This window comes from Oharaeibacter diazotrophicus (assembly GCF_004362745.1).
GTDB classification, from domain to species: Bacteria; Pseudomonadota; Alphaproteobacteria; order Rhizobiales; family Pleomorphomonadaceae; genus Oharaeibacter; species Oharaeibacter diazotrophicus.
Genome location: NZ_SNXY01000010.1, coordinates 246481 through 262765 on the forward strand (window position 1 = coordinate 246481; position 16285 = coordinate 262765).

Below are 16285 nucleotides of genomic sequence, written 5' to 3' on the forward strand. Positions count from 1 at the left end.
TCACCCGGGGAACTTGGAGCCGACGACGAACAGCGCCGTGCCCGCCAGCATGGTGACGAAGGACCAGCCGTAGAGCGTCAGCGAGAAGGGCTGGAACAGCATCAGGAAGCCGGCGGCGATCAGGAAGGTGGCGAGGCCCTCGGCGATCTGCCTCGGGCTGGTCCGCCGCGCCGGCGGCGGGGCCGGGGCGCGGTCGTCGGTCGGCAGCGGTCCGGTCATTTGCGCACGGCTCCGAAGGTGATGCCGCGGAGGAGGTGCTTCCGCAGGAGGATGGTGAACACCAGGATCGGCACCAGGAAGATGGTGGTGCCGGCCCCGACCGCGGGCCAGTCCATGCCGCCCTCGCCGATGATGGTCGGGATGAAGGGCGGGGCGGTCTGCGCCGAGCCGGAGGTCAGCAGCACCGCGAAGGCGTATTCGTTCCAGGCGAAGATCAGGCAGAAGATCGCCGTCGCCGCGATGCCGGTCGCCGCCTGCGGCAACACCACCTTCCAGAACGCCTGCAGCCGGGTGTAGCCGTCGATCATGGCGGCCTCCTCGTACTCGCGCGGGATCTCGTCGATGAAGCCCTTGAGGAGCCACACCGCCAGCGAGACGTTGACCGCGGTGTAGAGCAGGATCATCCCGACCGCGGTGTCGGACAGGCCGAGCTCGCGGTACATCAGGTAGATCGGGATCGCGACCGCGATCGGCGGCATCATCCGGGTCGACAGGATGAAGAACAAGAGGTCGTCGGCGAGCGGCACCTTGAAGCGCGAGAAGCCGTAGGCCGACAGGGTGCCGAGCGCCACCGCCAGGAAGGTCGAGCCGAAGGCGACAACGACGGAATTGACGAAGCGCGGCACGTAGTTGGACGGCCCGGCGATCACCATGTTGCGGCCGCGGGTGATCTCGTCGCAGACCTCGGTCGCCGGCGGCAGCGAGGCGATGTACTCGGGCGTCTGCCGCGTCCGGGTGGTGAAGAGGTTGCAGTAGCCCTCGAGCGAGGGCTGGAACACGATCTTCGGCGGATAGGAGATCGAGTCCGGCGGGGTCTTGAGGCCGGTGACGAAGATCCAGAACAGCGGGATCATCGAGACCAGCGCGTAGCCGACCACCGCGATCCCCGCGATCCACTTCACCGCCCGGCCGGGCTCGACCACCGAATGGGCCGACGTGTTGCCGCTCATCGCGATTTCACCCGGTTGAGAGCCTTGACGTAGATGTTGGCGAGGCCGAACACCGCGACGAACAGGATGATGGCGAAGGCCGAGGAGAAGCCGGTGCGCCACTTCTCGAACGCCTCGCGCTTCAGCGTGATCGAGGCGACCTCGGTGGTGGACCCCGGACCGCCGCCGGTCAAAAGGTTCACCATGTCGAACATCTTGAAGTTCTCGATGCCGCGGAACAGCACCGCCAGCATGATGAAGGGCGCGGCCATCGGCACGGTGATGGTCCAGAACTGCCGCCAGGGCGAGGCGCGGTCGACCTCGGCCGCCTCGTAGATGTAGTCGGGGATCGAGCGCAGCCCGGCGAGGCAGATCAGCATCACGTAGGGCGCCCACATCCAGGTGTCGACGATCACGATCGCCCAGGGCGCGAGCTCGACCGAGCCGAGCATCTCGAAGGACGACGGGTCGGCACCGGTGAAGAAGGAGACGATGTAGTTGAACAGGCCTATCTGCGGCTGATAGAGGAAGCGCCAGAAGTTTCCGACCACCGCCGGCGACAGCATCATCGGGATCAGAATGATGGTCGTCCAGAAGGCGTGGCCGCGGAACTTGCGGTCGACCAGCCAGGCCAGCGCGAAACCGATCACGGTCTGCAGCAGGATCGTCCAGAACACGAACTGCGCCGTCGCCTGCATGGCGATCCAGACGTCCTCGTCGCCGAGGATGCGGGCGTAGTTCTCGATGCCGACATTCTCGACCGCCGCGTTGGGGCGGTTGGCGCGGTAGTTCGTGAAGGACAGCCGGATCGTCCAGATCAGCGGGAAGATGTTGATCGCGAGCAGCAGCACGATCGTCGGCGCGATGAACAGCCACGCGATCGCCCGGTCGGACAGCCCGCGGACCTTCCGCGCGATCGGCTGCGGCGTCGCGGCGGCGGCGCGGGTCGCGAGGCGGGAGACGGGGGTGTCGGACATCGGGGGATCCGGTGCGGGTGAGGGCGGTGCTGGCGTTGTCGGTGCGGGGAGGGTGGGGCGCGTGGCTCCCCCCTCTCCCTGTCCCTCCCCCTCCACGGGGGAGGGGACGCGGGGTGGGGCGGACTGCATCGTCCCCGCGCGGGGCGCACGGTGATCGGGGATCGTGCTGCCCCGGCCGGTGGCGCTGCATGTTCCGTGCGCCGGTTGGCGCGGTGTGGCCCGTCCGTTCGAGACGACCGCGTTGCGACCGGAGCCTGCGGGAGGCCTGCCGGACGTCGGGAGACGGGGTTCCTTGCCGCCCGGCGCAGCCTGCGTTCCCCCCCCCTGGAGGGGGAGGGGCAGGGAGAGGGGGCAACCGGCACGACGCCCGGCGCCCCTCTCCCCTCGGCGTCACAGCTTGCCGTCGTCCTGGAACACCTCGGTCCAGTCGTCGATCAGCTTGTCGAGCGCCTCCTGGGCGGTGCCCTGGTCGGCGACGACGTAGTCGTGCATGCGCTTCTGCATCGCCTGCAGCAGCGAGGCGTAGGACGGCTCCTGCCAGAAGTCCTGGACCTGGCCCATCGCGGTCAGGAAGTCGGCCGCGAAGGGCTGACTGTCCTTGAAGGAGGGGTCGTTGAGCACGGCGAGGTGGCAGGAATAGCCGCCGAGCTGCCACCACTTCTTCTGCACGTCCGGCTGCGCGAACCATTTGATGTAGGCGAGCGCGCCGTCCATGTTGTCGGTGTTGGCGACCACCGAGATGCCCTGGCCGCCGAGCGTCGAGGCCGCGACCTTCTCGGACGGGTTGACGAAGAAGCCGATGTGTTCGCCGCCGACGTTCTCGTCCTTGTACATGCCCGGCCAGAAGGCGAACCAGTTCATCATCATGGCGACCTGGCCCGACTTGAAGGCGTCGAGACCCTCGCCCATGTAGCTGTCGGTGTAGCCCGGCGGCGTGCAGCACTTGTAGAGGGCCTTGTACATCTCGAGGCCCTTGACGGCGTCCGGCGAGTTCACGGCGCCCTGCATGTCGTACTTGCCGGGGGTGTTCTCGTATTTGAAGCCATAGGAATAGAGCGCCGAGGTCGCGCCCATGGTGATGCCCTCGGAGGCGCGCTCGGTGAAGATCGCCGCACCATAGACCTTCTTGCCGTCGATCTCGCGGCCCTGGAAGAACTCGGCGACCTCCTTGAGTTCGTCCCAGGTCTTCGGCGGGGCGAGGTCGCGGCCGGTCTTGGCCTTGAACTCGGCCTGGATCTCGGGTCGGGCGAACCAGTCCTTGCGGTAGACCCAGGCATTGGCGTCGCCCATCGCCGGCAGCGCCCAGTAGTTCTCGGTGCCCTTCGGCCAGGTGGAATAGGCATAGACCGTCGCCGGAGCGAAGTCCGACATCTTGATGCCTTCCTTGTCGAAGAACTCGTTCAGCTTGACGTAGTAGCCGTTCTCCGCCGAGCCGCCGAGCCACTGGCTGTCGCCGATCAGGAGATCGCACAGCTTGCCGCCCGAGTTCAGCTCGTTGAGCATGCGGTCGGCGAAGTTCGGCCAGGGCACGAACTCGAACTTCATGGTGGTGCCGGTCTGCTTCTCGAAGTCCTTCGAGAGCTCGACCAGGGCGTTCGCCGGGTCCCAGGCCGCCCAGCAGAGCGTCAGCTCGCCGGCCGCCTTCGCCTCGCCGACGTGCGCGAAGGCCGCAAGGCCACCCGCCAACGCCGCGACTGCCAACATCGATGCCTTCATCCACTCCTCCCATGGGTTCTGGACGGGCGGCAAACGCCGTCCGTTCGGGCCCCGCACGGACGTCGCCGGCGGTGCTCCGCGGTCCGGGGCGCGGCCCCGGCACGAGATGGTCGTCGTTTCCCCTCGAGGCGGCCCGGTTGGTCCGGTGCTCGCCGCCGGTCGCTGAATTCAACCGGTTTAGTTTAGTGAACCACGGTTGCTCTCACTCAACAAGACGCAATCGTCGCTGCGGTGCGGCAGGAAAAATCGCCGTGGCATGTTTAGCGACGCGCGTCGGCCCCGGCACCCACGGCGCCGGAGGTCCCCGCCGTGGCGCCGTCCGCGTGCGGGCGGCGCGAGGGGCGATCCGATCCCGCGAATCCCGAGGCCGGGACGTCGCGGGCCCGGTGTCAGCGCCCGACCTTGGTCCAGGCGCCGTCGGCGGCCGAGGAGCGCACGGCGGCGTCGATGAACTCCATGCCCTTCACGCCGTCCTCGACGGTCGGGTAGACCACCGCCGGGTCGACCGGGGCGCCGGTGCGGGCGGCGCGGATCGCCCGCGCCGCCTCGGCGTAGATGGTGGCGAAGCCCTCGAGATAGCCCTCGGGATGGCCGAAGGGCACGCGGGTCACCCGGTTCGCCGCCGCGCCGGCGCCGTCGCCGCCGCGGGTGATCAGGCGCTTCGGCTCGCCGTGCGGGGTGAACCAGAGGTAGTTCGGGTCCTCCTGCGCCCATTCGAGGCCGCCGCGGTCGCCGTAGACGCGCAGGCGCAGGCCGTTCTCGTTGCCCGGCGCCACCTGGCTCGCCCACAGCATGCCCTTCGCCCCGCCGGCGAAGCGCATCAGGACGTGGACGTTGTCGTCGAGCCGGCGCCCGGGCACGAAGGCGGTGAGGTCGGCCGCGACCTGATCGAGGTCGAGCCCGGTGACGAAGCTGGCGAGGTTGAAGGCGTGGGTGCCGATGTCGCCGATCGCGCCGCCCGCGCCCGACTTCGCCGGATCGGTGCGCCAGCCCGCCTGCTTGGAGCCGGTGTCCTCGACCTTGGTGGTCAGCCACGCCTGGGCGTATTCGGCCTGGACGACGCGGATGGTGCCGATCGCGCCGGCCGCGATCATCTCGCGGGCCTGCCGGATCATCGGATAGCCGGTGTAGTTGTGCGTCAGCACGAACAGCCGGCCGGAGGATTTCGCCAGATCCGCCAGCGCGTAGGCGTCCTCCAGCGTCGAGGTCAGCGGCTTGTCGCAGATCACGTGGACGCCGCACTCCAGGAACGCCTTGGCGACGGGGAAGTGCACGTGGTTCGGCGTGACGATCGCCACGGCCTCGATGCCGTCGCGCCGGGTCGATTCGGCCCGCGCCATGCCCTCGTAGGAGGTGTAGGCGCGCTCGGGCGCGATGCCGAGTTCGAGCGCCGACAGCCGCGCCCGCTCCGGATCGGACGACAGCGCGCCGGCGACCAACTGGAACTCGCCGTCGAGGCGGGCGGCGATCCGGTGCACGGCGCCGATGAAGGCACCCTGGCCGCCGCCGACCATGCCGAGGCGGACGGGACCGGCGGAGGAGGCGGAGGGACTGGCTTCGATGGTCATGACGTGGGTCCTCGGAAGAAACGCGGTTCGGAATTTGCCGTGGCGCCGATGCCATCGCTCCACTGACCCTCCCCTCGTGGGAGGGTCGGCGCGTCAGCGCCGGGGAGGGTCGCCGGGCGTGGAACGCGACGCCGCACAACTTCGGCGCCGCCCCACCCCGTCGGCCTTCGGCCGCTGACTTACCTGCCTCGGAGTCGCCTGCCTCATCGGCGTTCGGCTGCGCCTCACCACCACGAGGGGAGGGTAGGAGGCGGCGCCCTCTCAGATCCCCAGCATCCGGCGGTTCGCCGCCTCGTCGGTCCCCGCCCCGGCGAAGTCGTCGAAGGCCTTCTCCGTGACGCGGATGATGTGGTCCTTGATGAAGGCCGCGCCCTCGGCCGCGCCGTCCTCCGGATGCTTCAGCGCACATTCCCACTCGAGCACGGCCCAGCCGGAGAAGTCGTACTGGGTCAACTTGGAGAACACGGCGGCGAAGTCCACCTGCCCGTCGCCGAGCGAGCGGAACCGGCCGGCCCGGTTCACCCACGACTGGTAGCCGCCGTAGACGCCCTGGCGCCCGGTCGGGTTCAGTTCCGCGTCCTTGACGTGGAACATCTTGATGCGCTCGTGGTAGATGTCGATGTTGTCGAGATAGTCTAGCGCCTGCAGAACGTAGTGGCTGGGATCGTAGAGCATGTTGCAGCGCGCGTGGTTGCCGACGCGCTCCAGGAACATCTCGAAGGTGACGCCGTCGTGGAGGTCCTCGCCCGGGTGGATCTCGTAGCAGAGGTCGACGCCGTTCTCCTCGTAGACGTCGAGGATCGGCCGCCAGCGCTTCGCCAACTCGTCGAAGGCGGTCTCGACCAGACCGGCCGGCCGCTGCGGCCACGGATAGACGAAGGGCCACGCCAGCGCGCCGGAGAAGCTGACCGAGGCGGAAAGGCCGAGGTTGCGCGAGGCTTGCGCCGCCCGTTTCACCTGATCGATCGCCCAGGCGGTGCGCGCCTTCGGATCGCCGCGCACGGCCGGTGCCGCGAAGCCGTCGAAGGCCTCGTCGTAGGCGGGATGGACGGCGACGAGCTGGCCCTGAAGATGGGTGGAGAGTTCGGTGATCGCGACGCCGTGACGGGTGGCGATGCCCTTGATCTCGTCGCAATAGTCCTTGGATTCGGAGGCGCGTACGAGGTCGAACAGCCGGCCGTCCCAGGTCGGGACCTGGACGCCGACGAAGCCGAGCGAGGCCGCCCAGGCGCAGATGGAATCGAGCGAATCGAACGGAGCCGTGTCGCCCGCGAACTGGGCGAGGAAGACGGCCGGTCCCTTGATGGTCCTCATCGGTCTGGATCTCCTCCCGAGACGCGGCCTCTTGCCGGGCCGCTCGTCGTTTCGACCGCCCACCGCGGGGCGGAGACGGCTGGATGATGCGATCACATCATCAATTCCGATCCTGTTGAGAGGAACGTCGCAGAATCCGGCGCCGGAGACAAGCGTCGCCGTGGCCGTCGGGCGCGGGAAACGTGTCGTGTGGCGGTGATCGGTGGCGCCGGACTGTCGCCGGATCGGTGAACGACCTGTTCACGCCCCTGCGCGAGCGCGCGAAGGGGACTATGTGAGGGGCGACGGCGGCCGGCCGGCGCGACGCCGGGTCGACCGGCCGCCACCATTCTCGCGAGGAGATCTGCGATGGCCAAGGTACTGGTGCTCTACTATTCGAGCTGGGGTCACGTCGAGAAGATGGCCGAGGCCGTCGCCGAGGGCGCCCGCGGCGCCGGCGCCGAGGTCACGGTGAAGCGCGTGCCGGAGCTGGTTCCGGACGAGGTCGCCAAGGCGGCGTGGTACAAGCTCGATCAGGCGGCGCCGGTCGCCAAGCCGGAAGAGCTCGCCGACTACGACGCCATCGTGATCGGCACGCCGACGCGCTACGGCAACATGGCCTCCCAGATGAAGAACTTCCTCGACCAGACCGGCGGCCTCTGGGCCAAGGGCGCCCTGGTCGGCAAGGTCGGCTCGGTGTTCACCTCCACCGCCACCCAGCACGGCGGCCAGGAGTCGACCATCCTCTCCACCCACACGGTGCTCCTGCACCACGGCATGGTGATCGTCGGCCTGCCCTACGCCTTCGCCGGCCAGATGGGCGTCGGCGAGGTCAAGGGCGGCTCGCCCTACGGCGCCTCGACCATTTCGGACGGCGACGGTTCGCGCCAGCCGAGCGAGGTCGAGCTCGAGGGTGCCAAGTTCCAGGGCGCCCACGTCGCCGGCATCGCCGCCAAGCTGTTCGGCTGATCGCGCTCAGCGGGACCACGCATCGAGCCCCCGTCCGGACCGCCGGGCGGGGGCTTCTTCGTTCCGGCCTCGCCTCGGATCAGTATCCGAGGCCGGGATCGACGAGATTGGCGAGGCCCTCGCCGCGTTCGTAGGCCTCGATCTGCCCCATCACGTAGGCCGACAGCGCCACCGGGTCGCTCTCGGCGGCGACGTGGGGGGTGATGGTGAGGTTGGGCGCGCCCCACAGCGGGCTCGCCTCCGGCAGCGGCTCGACGGCGAAGACGTCGAGGCTCGCGGCGGCGAGCCGGCCGTCGCGCAGCGCCGCGTCGATCGCCGCCTCGTCCTGCAGGCCGCCGCGGCCGGCGTTGACCAGCACCGGTCCGCCGAGCGGGCCGTCCTTGGCGAGGCCGTCGATCAGTGCGGCGTCGATCAGGCCGCGGGTGTCGGCGGTCAGCGGCAGCAGCACCACCAGCAGGTCTGTACGGGCGAGGAAGGCCGGCAGGCCGTCCCGCCCGTGGAAGGTCTCGAGGCCCGGCACCGTCCTCGGCGTCCGGCTCCAGCCGGCGACCGGGAAGCCGAGCCCGGCGAGTGCGCGCGCCGCGTCGAGCCCGAGCACGCCGAGCCCCATGATTCCGACCCGCAGGCCGCGCGCCGAGACCTGATCCTGCGGCGCCCAGCGCCGCTCGGCCTGGAGACGGTCGTAGAGGCGCTGCTTGCGGTGGTGCAGCAGCACCTGCAGGACCACCCACTCGGTCATCCGCATGGTGAGGTCGGGATCGACGATGCGGACGATCGGCAGCGCCGGCAGGGCCGGGTCGCTGGTGAGATGGTCGACGCCGGCGCCGAGCGAGAAGATCACCTCGAGGTTGGGATAGCCGGCGAGCCGGCCCGGTTCGGGCTTCCAGACCAGCGCGTAGCGCACCGCGGCGGGATCCGGCACGTCCGGCGCCACCACGACGTCGCGGCCGGGCGCGCGGGCGCGCAGCGCGTCGACCCAGTGCCCGGGATCCCAGCCCTTCACCGCCACCAGAACCGTCATCGTCGCATGCCTCTGCCGTCCGAGCCGGCCGGCACCATGCGACGGCGCCGCCGCCGGCTCAAGACCGGGCCGCGGCCCGGACCGTCGCCGGCGCGGCGCCGTCCTCGGCCGCGCCCGCGCCGGCCTCGTCGAAGGCGACGTCGTCGATCCGGCCGCCGCGGCGGACGATCTTGTCGGTGGAGACCAGGATCTGCTCGACGTCGCGGCTCGCCTGCCCGAAGTGCTTCTGGAGGTTGAGCGTGCGCTCGCGCAGCCGGTCGACGTCGTCGACGAGGTGGCGCACCTCGGCCTGGATCAGTGCCGCCTGCTCGCGCATCCGCGCGTCGCGCAGCACCGCGCGCGTCAGCTGCACCGACAGCATCAGCAGCGACGGCGACACGAACAGCACCCGCGCCCGGCCCGCCCGCTCGACCACGTCGCCGAAATGCTCGTGGATGTCGGCGAACAGGGACTCCGACGGCACGAAGATCAGGGCGGTGTCCTGGGTCTCGCCGGGCACGAAATAGCGCTGGCGGACGTCGACGACGTGGCGGAGGAGGTCGCGACGGGCGAGGCCGGCGGCCGCCTCGCGCGCCTCGGTGCCGTCGGCGGCGCGCAGCCGCTCGAAGCTCTCCAGCGGGAACTTGGCGTCGATGACGAGCAGCGGCGCCTCGCCGGGCATGTGGACGACGCAGTCCGGCCGGTTGCCGTTCGACAGCGTCGCCTGGAAGGTGAAGGCGCCGGCCGGCAGCCCGTCCTCGACGATCGCCTCCATCCGGCCCTGGCCGAAGGCGCCGCGGCGCTGCTTGTCGCCGAGGATGCGGCGCAGCGACACCACCTCGCCGGCGAGGTCGCCGAGCGACTTCTGGGCCCGGTCGATCACCGCCAGCCGCTCGGCGAGCCGTTCGAGCTGCTCGCCGGACGACTGCTGCGCCGCCGCAAGGTTGGCGCCGACGCGCTGGCCGAGGCCGTCGATGCGCTCGCCGAGGCTGCGGGCGAGCTCGGCCTGCCGGCCGCCGAGGATCTCCGCCATGGTCTGGAGGCGCGCGGTCGTCTCGGCGTTGAGGCGCAGCAGTTCGTCGACCCGGGCCGACACCGCGGCGCCGGCGGCGGGGCGACGGCGCGCCGCCCACCACGCCAGGGCGACCAGAAGCAGCGCGCCGGCGAGGAGGGCGAGCGGGTCGGCGGCCGCGACGAGGCGGCGGAGGTCTTCGAGCCAGCGGTCGATCATGGCGGGAGACTAGCTGATTCCCCTTGTCGAAAAAACAAAGAGCGAACATATGCGAGGAAGCCCGGTTTTCCGCGCTGGCGAACGATATCGTGACAGCCGCGGCGAAGCGGGTTAGGAACGGGAAAATCACCCTCGCCTCGACGGACCGCCATGGCCATCCGACCGCTCGTCATCCTGCCCGACGCCCAGCTGCGCCTCGTCTCCGCCCCGCTCGTCACGGTCGACGACGGCGTGCGCCGCCTCGCCGACGACATGCTGGCGACGATGTACGAGGCGCCGGGCATCGGCCTCGCGGCGATCCAGATCGGCGAGCCGGTCCGGCTGGTGACGATCGACCTCTCCCGCGAGGGCGAGGAGAAGCAGCCGCAGGTGTTCGTGAACCCGGAGGTGCTGTGGTCGTCCGAGGAGACCTCGACCTACGAGGAGGGTTGCCTGTCGATCCCCGACTATTACGAGGAGGTCGAGCGGCCGGCCAAGGTCAAGGTGCGCTACACCACGCTCGCCGGCGAGGCCGCCGAGGTCGACGCCGACGGCCTGCTCGCCACCTGCCTCCAGCACGAGATCGACCACCTCGACGGCGTGCTCTTCATCGACCACATCTCCAAGCTCAAGCGCGACCGCGTGGTGCGCAAGTTCACCAAGCTGGCGCGGGAGAAGACGCGGGCTTGAGGGAGGGGTGGGTTGTCGATCGACTCCATCTGCGATATCGGTGATATCATCAGGAGTTCGGGCATGACCGACATTCTCATTCGCAACGTCGATCCGAACGTGCGGGCGCGCCTGAAGAGTCGTGCGGCCGAGCGCGGGACCAGCCTGTCCGCCGAGATCAACGCGATCCTGGCCGATGCCGTCCTGCCGGCGCAGCCGGTGTCCTCGACGGGCGTCGGGACATGGCTCGCCGGGCTGGCCGCCGCGGCGGACCTGACTGCCTTGGACTTCGCTGCGGTCGAGACGGCCTGGGCCACTGAGCGTGGTGCCGCCGACGACCGGCCGCCGCCATTCGGCGACGAGCGGTGATCCTGCTCGACACCAACGTGCTGTCCGAGCCGATGCGGCCCGCTCCCGACCGGCGCGTGATCGCCTGGCTCGACGGGCTCGATCCCACCGGGCTCCACACCACGGCGATCAGCCTCGCCGAACTTCGCCACGGCGCCCTGCGCCTCGACGCCGGGCGCCGGCGGAGCGCGCTGCTCGCGGCCGTCGATGCGGTGGAGACCGTGGTGTGCGCGGGGCGCATTCTCGCCTTCGAGGCCGCGGACGCGTCGGTCTACGGCGAGATCCGCGCGCTGCGCGAGCGGGCGGGGCAGCCGATCGGCGCGACGGACGCGATGATCGCCGCGATCGCCCTGCGCCGTCGTCTGCGGCTCGCGACGCGCAACACGCGCGATTTCGCGCTGCTCGGCATTGACCTCGTCGATCCCTTCGGCTGAAACGGCGGCCACGCTCGATCCCACCCCCGTCGCGAGGCGCCGATGTCGCTCAGGGTCGTCTTCATGGGCACGCCGGACTTCTCGGTGCCCGTCCTCTCCGAGATCGTCGGCCACGGCCACGAGGTCGCGGCGGTCTACGCCCAGCCGCCGCGGCCGGCGGGGCGCGGCATGGCGGAGCGGCGCTCGCCGGTGCACGAGGCCGCCGACCGCTTCGGCCTTTCCGTGCGCACCCCGAAGAGCCTGCGCGATCCCGCCGAGCAGGACGCCTTCGCGGCGCTGGACGCCGACGTGGCGGTGGTCGTCGCCTACGGCCTCCTGCTGCCGAAGCCGATCCTCGACGCCCCCGCCGAGGGCTGCCTCAACCTCCACGCCTCGCTGCTGCCGCGCTGGCGCGGCGCCGCGCCGATCAACCGGGCGATCATGGCCGGCGACGCCGAGACCGGCGTCATGGTGATGCGCATGGACGAGGGGCTCGACACCGGCCCGGTCGCCATGGCCGAGCGCGTCGCCATCGGCCCGGACACCACCGCCGGCGAACTGCACGACCGCCTCGCCCCGCTCGGCGCCGACCTGATCATCCGCGCCCTCGGCGCGCTGGAGCGCGGCGGCCTGACCTTCCGGCCGCAGCCGGAGGAGGGTGCGCTCTACGCCCGCAAGCTGCGCAACGACGAGACGCGGGTCGACTGGTCGCTCCCGGCCGCGGCGGTGCACGACCACGTCCGCGGGCTCTCGCCGGCGCCGGGCGCGTGGTTCGAGGCCGACCTCGGCAAGGGACCCGAGCGCATCCGCCTCGTCCGCAGCGCCCGCGCCGACGGCGCCGACGCGGCCGGGGCGGCGCCGGGAACAGTGCTCGACGCGGCCGGCACGGTCGCCTGCGGCACCGGCGCGGTCCGGCTGGTCACGCTGCAGCGCGCCGGCGGCAAGCCGCTCGCCTTCGCCGACTTCGCCCGCGGCGCGCGGCTCGCCGCCGGCGCGCTGTTCGGCTGAGCGCCATGCCCCGCTACAAGCTCCTGATCGAGTACGACGGCACCGGCCTCGTCGGCTGGCAGAGTCAAGCCGGCGGTGGTTCAGTGCAGGACCTGCTCGAGCATGCGCTGCAGGCCTTCGTCGGCGAGAAGGTCTCGATCCGCGGCGCCGGGCGCACCGACGCCGGCGTGCACGCGCTCGGTCAGGTCGCCCATTTCGACACGACGCGCGAGATCCGGCCGGACACCATCCGCGACGCCGGCAACGTCCACCTGCGCCCGCACGCGGTGACGATCGTCGAGGCGTGGCGGGTCGGCGAGGACTTCGACGCGCGCTTCTCGGCGATCCGCCGCGCCTACCGCTACCGCATCTTCACGCGGCGGGCGCCGCCGGCGATCGAGCGCACCCAGGTCTGGCACGTGCCGCGCCAACTCGATGTCGAGCGGATGCGGGAGGGCGCCGCCTTCCTCCTCGGCAAGCACGACTTCACCACCTTCCGCTCCACCGACTGCCAGTCCAAGAGCCCGTCGAAGACCCTGGACGGCTTCGCGATCGAGCGCGTCGGCGGCGAGATCTGGTGCGACGTCACCGCCCGCTCCTTCCTGCACAACCAGGTCCGCTCCATGGTCGGCAGCCTGAAGAAGGTCGGCGACGGCAGTTGGGAGCCGGAGGACATCCGCCGCGCCCTCGAGGCCCGCGACCGCGCCGCCTGCGGCCCCGTCGCCCCGCCGACCGGCCTCTGCCTGATGCGGGTGGACTACGCGGACGGGTGAGGGCGTTCTCGGAGACTTGGCCCGCCGCGGGAAATGGCGCAGAGCAACCGCTCGATCCCGGCATTCATCCTTCTCCTCAGGGGAAGGTGGCCCGGAGGGCCGGAAGGGGTCGCCCTTTTTCGGTAGGCTGGCGCGTGTCCGGGTCGAGGGAGCTTCGTTCCCAGCCAAAACGGGTTCTTGGAACGGAAAAAGGGCGACCCCTCCCCCTCGCTTCGCTCGGACCCTCCCCTGGAGGGGAGGGATGAATGGCGGTTTCGCGCGATCGCCCCGTGGCATGGCGGGGTGCGCCCAAGCGCCGAGCCCCGACCCGCGTTCCTGACGAAAATTTAACGTTGCGATGCTCTTCGGCGGCTACGGGAGACTACTTACCTCCAGGTCTCGCCGGCGATGGAGGATCGCCGGTCGGACCAGCGGAGGAATCGATGATCGCGAAGACGAAGACCGCCCTCGCCCTTGCGTCCCTGCTCGCCCTCGCCGCGACGCCGGCGCTCGCCGACACCGGCTGCGTCAAGCTCGACCAGGCCGCGGCCAAGGGCCTGTTCGACAAGTGGGCCGCGGCGCTGCCGGGCCACAACGCCGACCTCGTGCTCGCCTTCTACGCCGACGGCCACAGCTTCAAGCCGCACGACCGCGACGCGGCGCTGACCGAGCGCACCGCGATCCGCGACTACTGGACCGACTTCGTCGACGGCACCCCGCGCGTGACCCTCGGCGAGACCACCGTCACCGCCGACTGCGGCAAGGTCGTCAAGTCCGGCGTCAAGACCATCGCGGTCGGCGGCGAGGAGATCCGCGCCACCTTCGCCATGGAGTTCGCCGACAACGGCGGCACCTGGCTGATCACCCGCCACGAGATCACGCCGATGGCGAACTGACGGCGCCGGCCCGGCCGCTCCGCGGGCGTCACGCCTTCGGGGCGGCCTTCCGTTTCGGCTTCGCCGCCTTCGCAACAGCCCCGATGGGCGCCTCGGCCGACGCCGCCGGCGGCGGGGCGGCGTGGCGGAACACCACGACGGCGAGCGGCGGCAGCGTCACCACGATCGACCCCGCCTCGCCGTGGCTCGGGACGTCCTCGGCCTCGATCCGGCCCTGGTTGCCGACGTTGCCGCCGCCGTAGAGGCCGGCGTCGCTGTTCAGCACCTCTTCCCAGACGCCGCCCGCCGGCACGCCGATCCGGTAGCCCGTACGCGGCACCGGCGTGAAGTTGCAGACGACGAGGCAGGTCGGGTCGGCGGCGTAGCCGATCCGGAGATAGGCGAACACCGCGTTGCGGCGGTCGTCGCCGACGATCCAGCGGAAGCCCTCGCCGTCGCAGTCGCGGGCGTGCAGCGCCGGTTCGGCGCGGTAGAGCGTGTTGAGGTCGCGCACGAGGCGCTGGACGCCGGCGTGGAGCGGGCGATCGGTCAGGTGGAAGTCGAGCGCGCCGTCGTGGTTCCACTCGCGCTCCTGGGCGATCTCGCCGCCCATGAACAGGAGCTTCTTGCCGGGGTGGGTCCACATGAAGGCGAAATAGGCGCGCAGGTTGGCGAAGCGCTGCCACTCGTCGCCCGGCATCCGCCCGATCAGCGAGCGCTTGCCGTGCACCACCTCGTCGTGGCTCAGCGGCAGCACGAATTTCTCGGAGAAGGCGTAGACGAGGCCGAAGGTCATCTCGTCGTGATGGTGGGTGCGGTGGACCGGATCGCGTGAGACGTAGTCGAGCGTGTCGTGCATCCAGCCCATGTTCCACTTGAAATGGAAGCCGAGGCCGCCGTCCGGCAGCGCCGCGGTGACGCCGGGCCAGGCGGTGGATTCCTCGGCGATCATCAGCGCGCCCGGCGCCTCGTGGCGGACGATGCCGTTGAGGTGCTTCAGGAAGGCGACCGCTTCCAGATTCTCGCGGCCGCCGTAGCGGTTCGGGATCCACTCGCCGTCCTTGCGGCTGTAGTCGCGGTAGAGCATCGAGGCGACGGCGTCGACCCGGAGGCCGTCGATGTGGAAGCGCCGGATCCACTCCAGCGCCGAGGCGACCAGGAAGCCGATCACCTCGTTGCGGCCGAAGTTGTAGATCAGCGTGTTCCAGTCCTGGTGGAAGCCCTCGCGCGGGTCCTCGTGCTCGTAGAGCGCGGTGCCGTCGAAGCGGGCGAGGCCGTGGGCGTCGGTCGGGAAATGCGCCGGCACCCAGTCGAGCAGCACACCGATTCCCGCGCGGTGGCAGCGGTCGACGAAGGCGGCGAAGTCGGCCGGCGTGCCGTAGCGCGCGGTCGGGGCGAACAGGCCGAGCGGCTGGTAGCCCCACGAGCCGCCGAACGGGTGCTCCATCACCGGCAGCAGCTCGACGTGGGTGAAGCCCATGTGCGTCAGATATGGCACCAGCTCGTCGGCGAGGAAGGCCCAGGAGACCTCGCCGCCGTCCGGCCGGCGCCAGGAGCCGGGGTGGAGCTCGTAGATCGTCAGGGGCGCGGTCGGGCTCTGGCGCGCCGCCCGGCTCGCCATCCAGTCGTCGTCGCTCCAGGCGAAGGGCACGGGATCGGCGACCAGCGCGGCGGTGCGCGGCGGCGCCTCGAAGGCGCGGCCGACCGGGTCGGCCTTCTGCGGCAGCAGCGCGCCGTTGGCGCCGATCAGCTCGAACTTGTAGGGCTCGCCGGGCCCGAGGCCGGGCACGAAGATCTCCCAGAGGCCGGCTTCCTTGCGCAGGCGCATCGGATGGCGCCGGCCGTCCCAGCCGTTGAAGCCGCCGACCACCGAGACCCGCCGCGCGTTCGGCGCCCATACCGCGAAGCGCACGCCGGAAACGCCGCCGATCGTCGTCGCCTGCGCCCCGAGCGCGTCGGCGAGCTGGAGATGCCGGCCCTCGGCGATCAGGTGGACGTCCACCTCGCCGAGCAGGGCCTGGAACTGGTAGGGGTCCTCGGCCTCGTGGACGCCGCCGGGCCATTCGACGCGCAGCCGATAGGGCCACGGCGCCGGGCCGGGCAGGGCGGCGGCGAACAGGCCGTCCTCGACGGGGACCATGGCGGCGAGCACCGCGCCGTCGGGTCCGACCACCGTCGCCGTCAGGGCGCCCGGCAGGAAGGCGCGGACCACGCTGGCCCCGCCCGGGCCCGGATGCGGCCCGAGCACGGCGAAGGGATCGCCGTGACGGCCGTCGGCGATGGCGCGGATCGCACCGGAATCGAGACCGGCGCGCGCGTCGAACTTCGCCATGGGGTTCCTCCCGGGACAGTTGGTTTTT

16 protein-coding genes are annotated in these 16285 nt (G+C 70.9%); 7 read left to right on the plus strand and 9 right to left on the minus strand.

The genetic code is table 11. The features are described from left to right. From EDD54_RS18805 to EDD54_RS18830, 6 genes are all read right to left on the minus strand, one after another. Nucleotides 1–219, minus strand: coding sequence for a hypothetical protein (locus EDD54_RS18805; protein ID WP_165644511.1), 219 nt, complete (start codon nucleotides 217–219; stop codon nucleotides 1–3). Beyond that, a complete protein-coding gene (locus EDD54_RS18810; RefSeq protein ID WP_126539210.1) occupies nucleotides 216–1169 on the minus strand; it encodes a carbohydrate ABC transporter permease in 954 nt (317 codons plus the stop codon). The genes EDD54_RS18805 and EDD54_RS18810 overlap by 4 nt, the downstream gene beginning before the upstream one ends. Next, nucleotides 1166–2125 carry a carbohydrate ABC transporter permease gene (locus EDD54_RS18815; RefSeq protein WP_126539208.1) on the minus strand — a complete coding sequence of 320 codons (960 nt, stop codon included), beginning with the start codon at nucleotides 2123–2125 and terminating at the stop codon, nucleotides 1166–1168. The genes EDD54_RS18810 and EDD54_RS18815 overlap by 4 nt, the downstream gene beginning before the upstream one ends. A gap of 390 nt (nucleotides 2126–2515) precedes the next feature. Continuing rightward, nucleotides 2516–3841, minus strand: a complete 1326-nt coding sequence (locus tag EDD54_RS18820) for an ABC transporter substrate-binding protein (protein WP_126539206.1) — start codon at nucleotides 3839–3841, stop codon at nucleotides 2516–2518. A gap of 389 nt (nucleotides 3842–4230) precedes the next feature. Further along, nucleotides 4231–5409, minus strand: a complete 1179-nt coding sequence (locus tag EDD54_RS18825; RefSeq protein ID WP_126539204.1) for a Gfo/Idh/MocA family protein — start codon at nucleotides 5407–5409, stop codon at nucleotides 4231–4233. 261 nt (nucleotides 5410–5670) lie between these two features. Beyond that, nucleotides 5671–6723 carry a sugar phosphate isomerase/epimerase family protein gene (locus tag EDD54_RS18830; protein ID WP_126539202.1) on the minus strand — a complete coding sequence of 351 codons (1053 nt, stop codon included), beginning with the start codon at nucleotides 6721–6723 and terminating at the stop codon, nucleotides 5671–5673. 348 nt (nucleotides 6724–7071) lie between these two features. On the opposite strand from EDD54_RS18830, the gene wrbA reads away from it, so the two are divergent. Further along, a complete protein-coding gene (wrbA, locus tag EDD54_RS18835) occupies nucleotides 7072–7671 on the plus strand; it encodes an NAD(P)H:quinone oxidoreductase (protein ID WP_126539200.1) in 600 nt (199 codons plus the stop codon). A gap of 79 nt (nucleotides 7672–7750) precedes the next feature. Here the strand turns inward: wrbA and EDD54_RS18840 are convergent, their stop codons facing one another. Together EDD54_RS18840 and EDD54_RS18845 are read right to left on the minus strand one after the other, a co-directional pair. Further along, complete coding sequence (locus EDD54_RS18840; RefSeq protein ID WP_126539198.1) at nucleotides 7751–8692, minus strand: 2-hydroxyacid dehydrogenase; 942 nt, start codon at nucleotides 8690–8692, stop codon at nucleotides 7751–7753. A gap of 58 nt (nucleotides 8693–8750) precedes the next feature. Next, nucleotides 8751–9902: a DNA recombination protein RmuC gene (locus tag EDD54_RS18845; protein ID WP_126539196.1), complete on the minus strand. Its 1152-nt coding sequence runs from the start codon at nucleotides 9900–9902 to the stop codon at nucleotides 8751–8753. A gap of 150 nt (nucleotides 9903–10052) precedes the next feature. On the opposite strand from EDD54_RS18845, the gene def reads away from it, so the two are divergent. The 6 genes from def to EDD54_RS18875 all read left to right on the plus strand — a co-directional run bounded on the left by def (nucleotide 10053) and on the right by EDD54_RS18875 (nucleotide 13946). Further along, nucleotides 10053–10571, plus strand: coding sequence for a peptide deformylase (gene def / locus EDD54_RS18850; RefSeq protein WP_126539194.1), 519 nt, complete (start codon nucleotides 10053–10055; stop codon nucleotides 10569–10571). Nucleotides 10572–10634: 63 nt separating this feature from the next. After that, nucleotides 10635–10919 carry a FitA-like ribbon-helix-helix domain-containing protein gene (locus EDD54_RS18855; protein WP_208112233.1) on the plus strand — a complete coding sequence of 95 codons (285 nt, stop codon included), beginning with the start codon at nucleotides 10635–10637 and terminating at the stop codon, nucleotides 10917–10919. Further along, a complete protein-coding gene (locus EDD54_RS18860) occupies nucleotides 10916–11332 on the plus strand; it encodes a type II toxin-antitoxin system VapC family toxin (protein ID WP_126539191.1) in 417 nt (138 codons plus the stop codon). Before EDD54_RS18855 ends, EDD54_RS18860 begins: the two co-directional genes overlap by 4 nt. A gap of 42 nt (nucleotides 11333–11374) precedes the next feature. Beyond that, entirely contained in the window at nucleotides 11375–12319 is a 945-nt protein-coding gene (gene fmt, locus EDD54_RS18865) for a methionyl-tRNA formyltransferase (protein ID WP_126539189.1), read from the plus strand. 5 nt (nucleotides 12320–12324) lie between these two features. Further along, on the plus strand, nucleotides 12325–13071 hold the full coding sequence (truA, locus tag EDD54_RS18870; protein WP_126539187.1) for a tRNA pseudouridine(38-40) synthase TruA: 747 nt from the start codon (nucleotides 12325–12327) through the stop codon (nucleotides 13069–13071). 422 nt (nucleotides 13072–13493) lie between these two features. Continuing rightward, nucleotides 13494–13946: a nuclear transport factor 2 family protein gene (locus EDD54_RS18875; protein WP_126539185.1), complete on the plus strand. Its 453-nt coding sequence runs from the start codon at nucleotides 13494–13496 to the stop codon at nucleotides 13944–13946. 28 nt (nucleotides 13947–13974) lie between these two features. Here EDD54_RS18875 and glgB read toward each other — a convergent pair whose 3' ends face one another. Next, nucleotides 13975–16257 (minus strand): 1,4-alpha-glucan branching protein GlgB, encoded by a 2283-nt coding sequence (gene glgB / locus EDD54_RS18880; protein WP_126539183.1) that lies wholly within the window; start codon nucleotides 16255–16257, stop codon nucleotides 13975–13977. Between the last annotated feature and the right edge of the window lie 28 nt (nucleotides 16258–16285).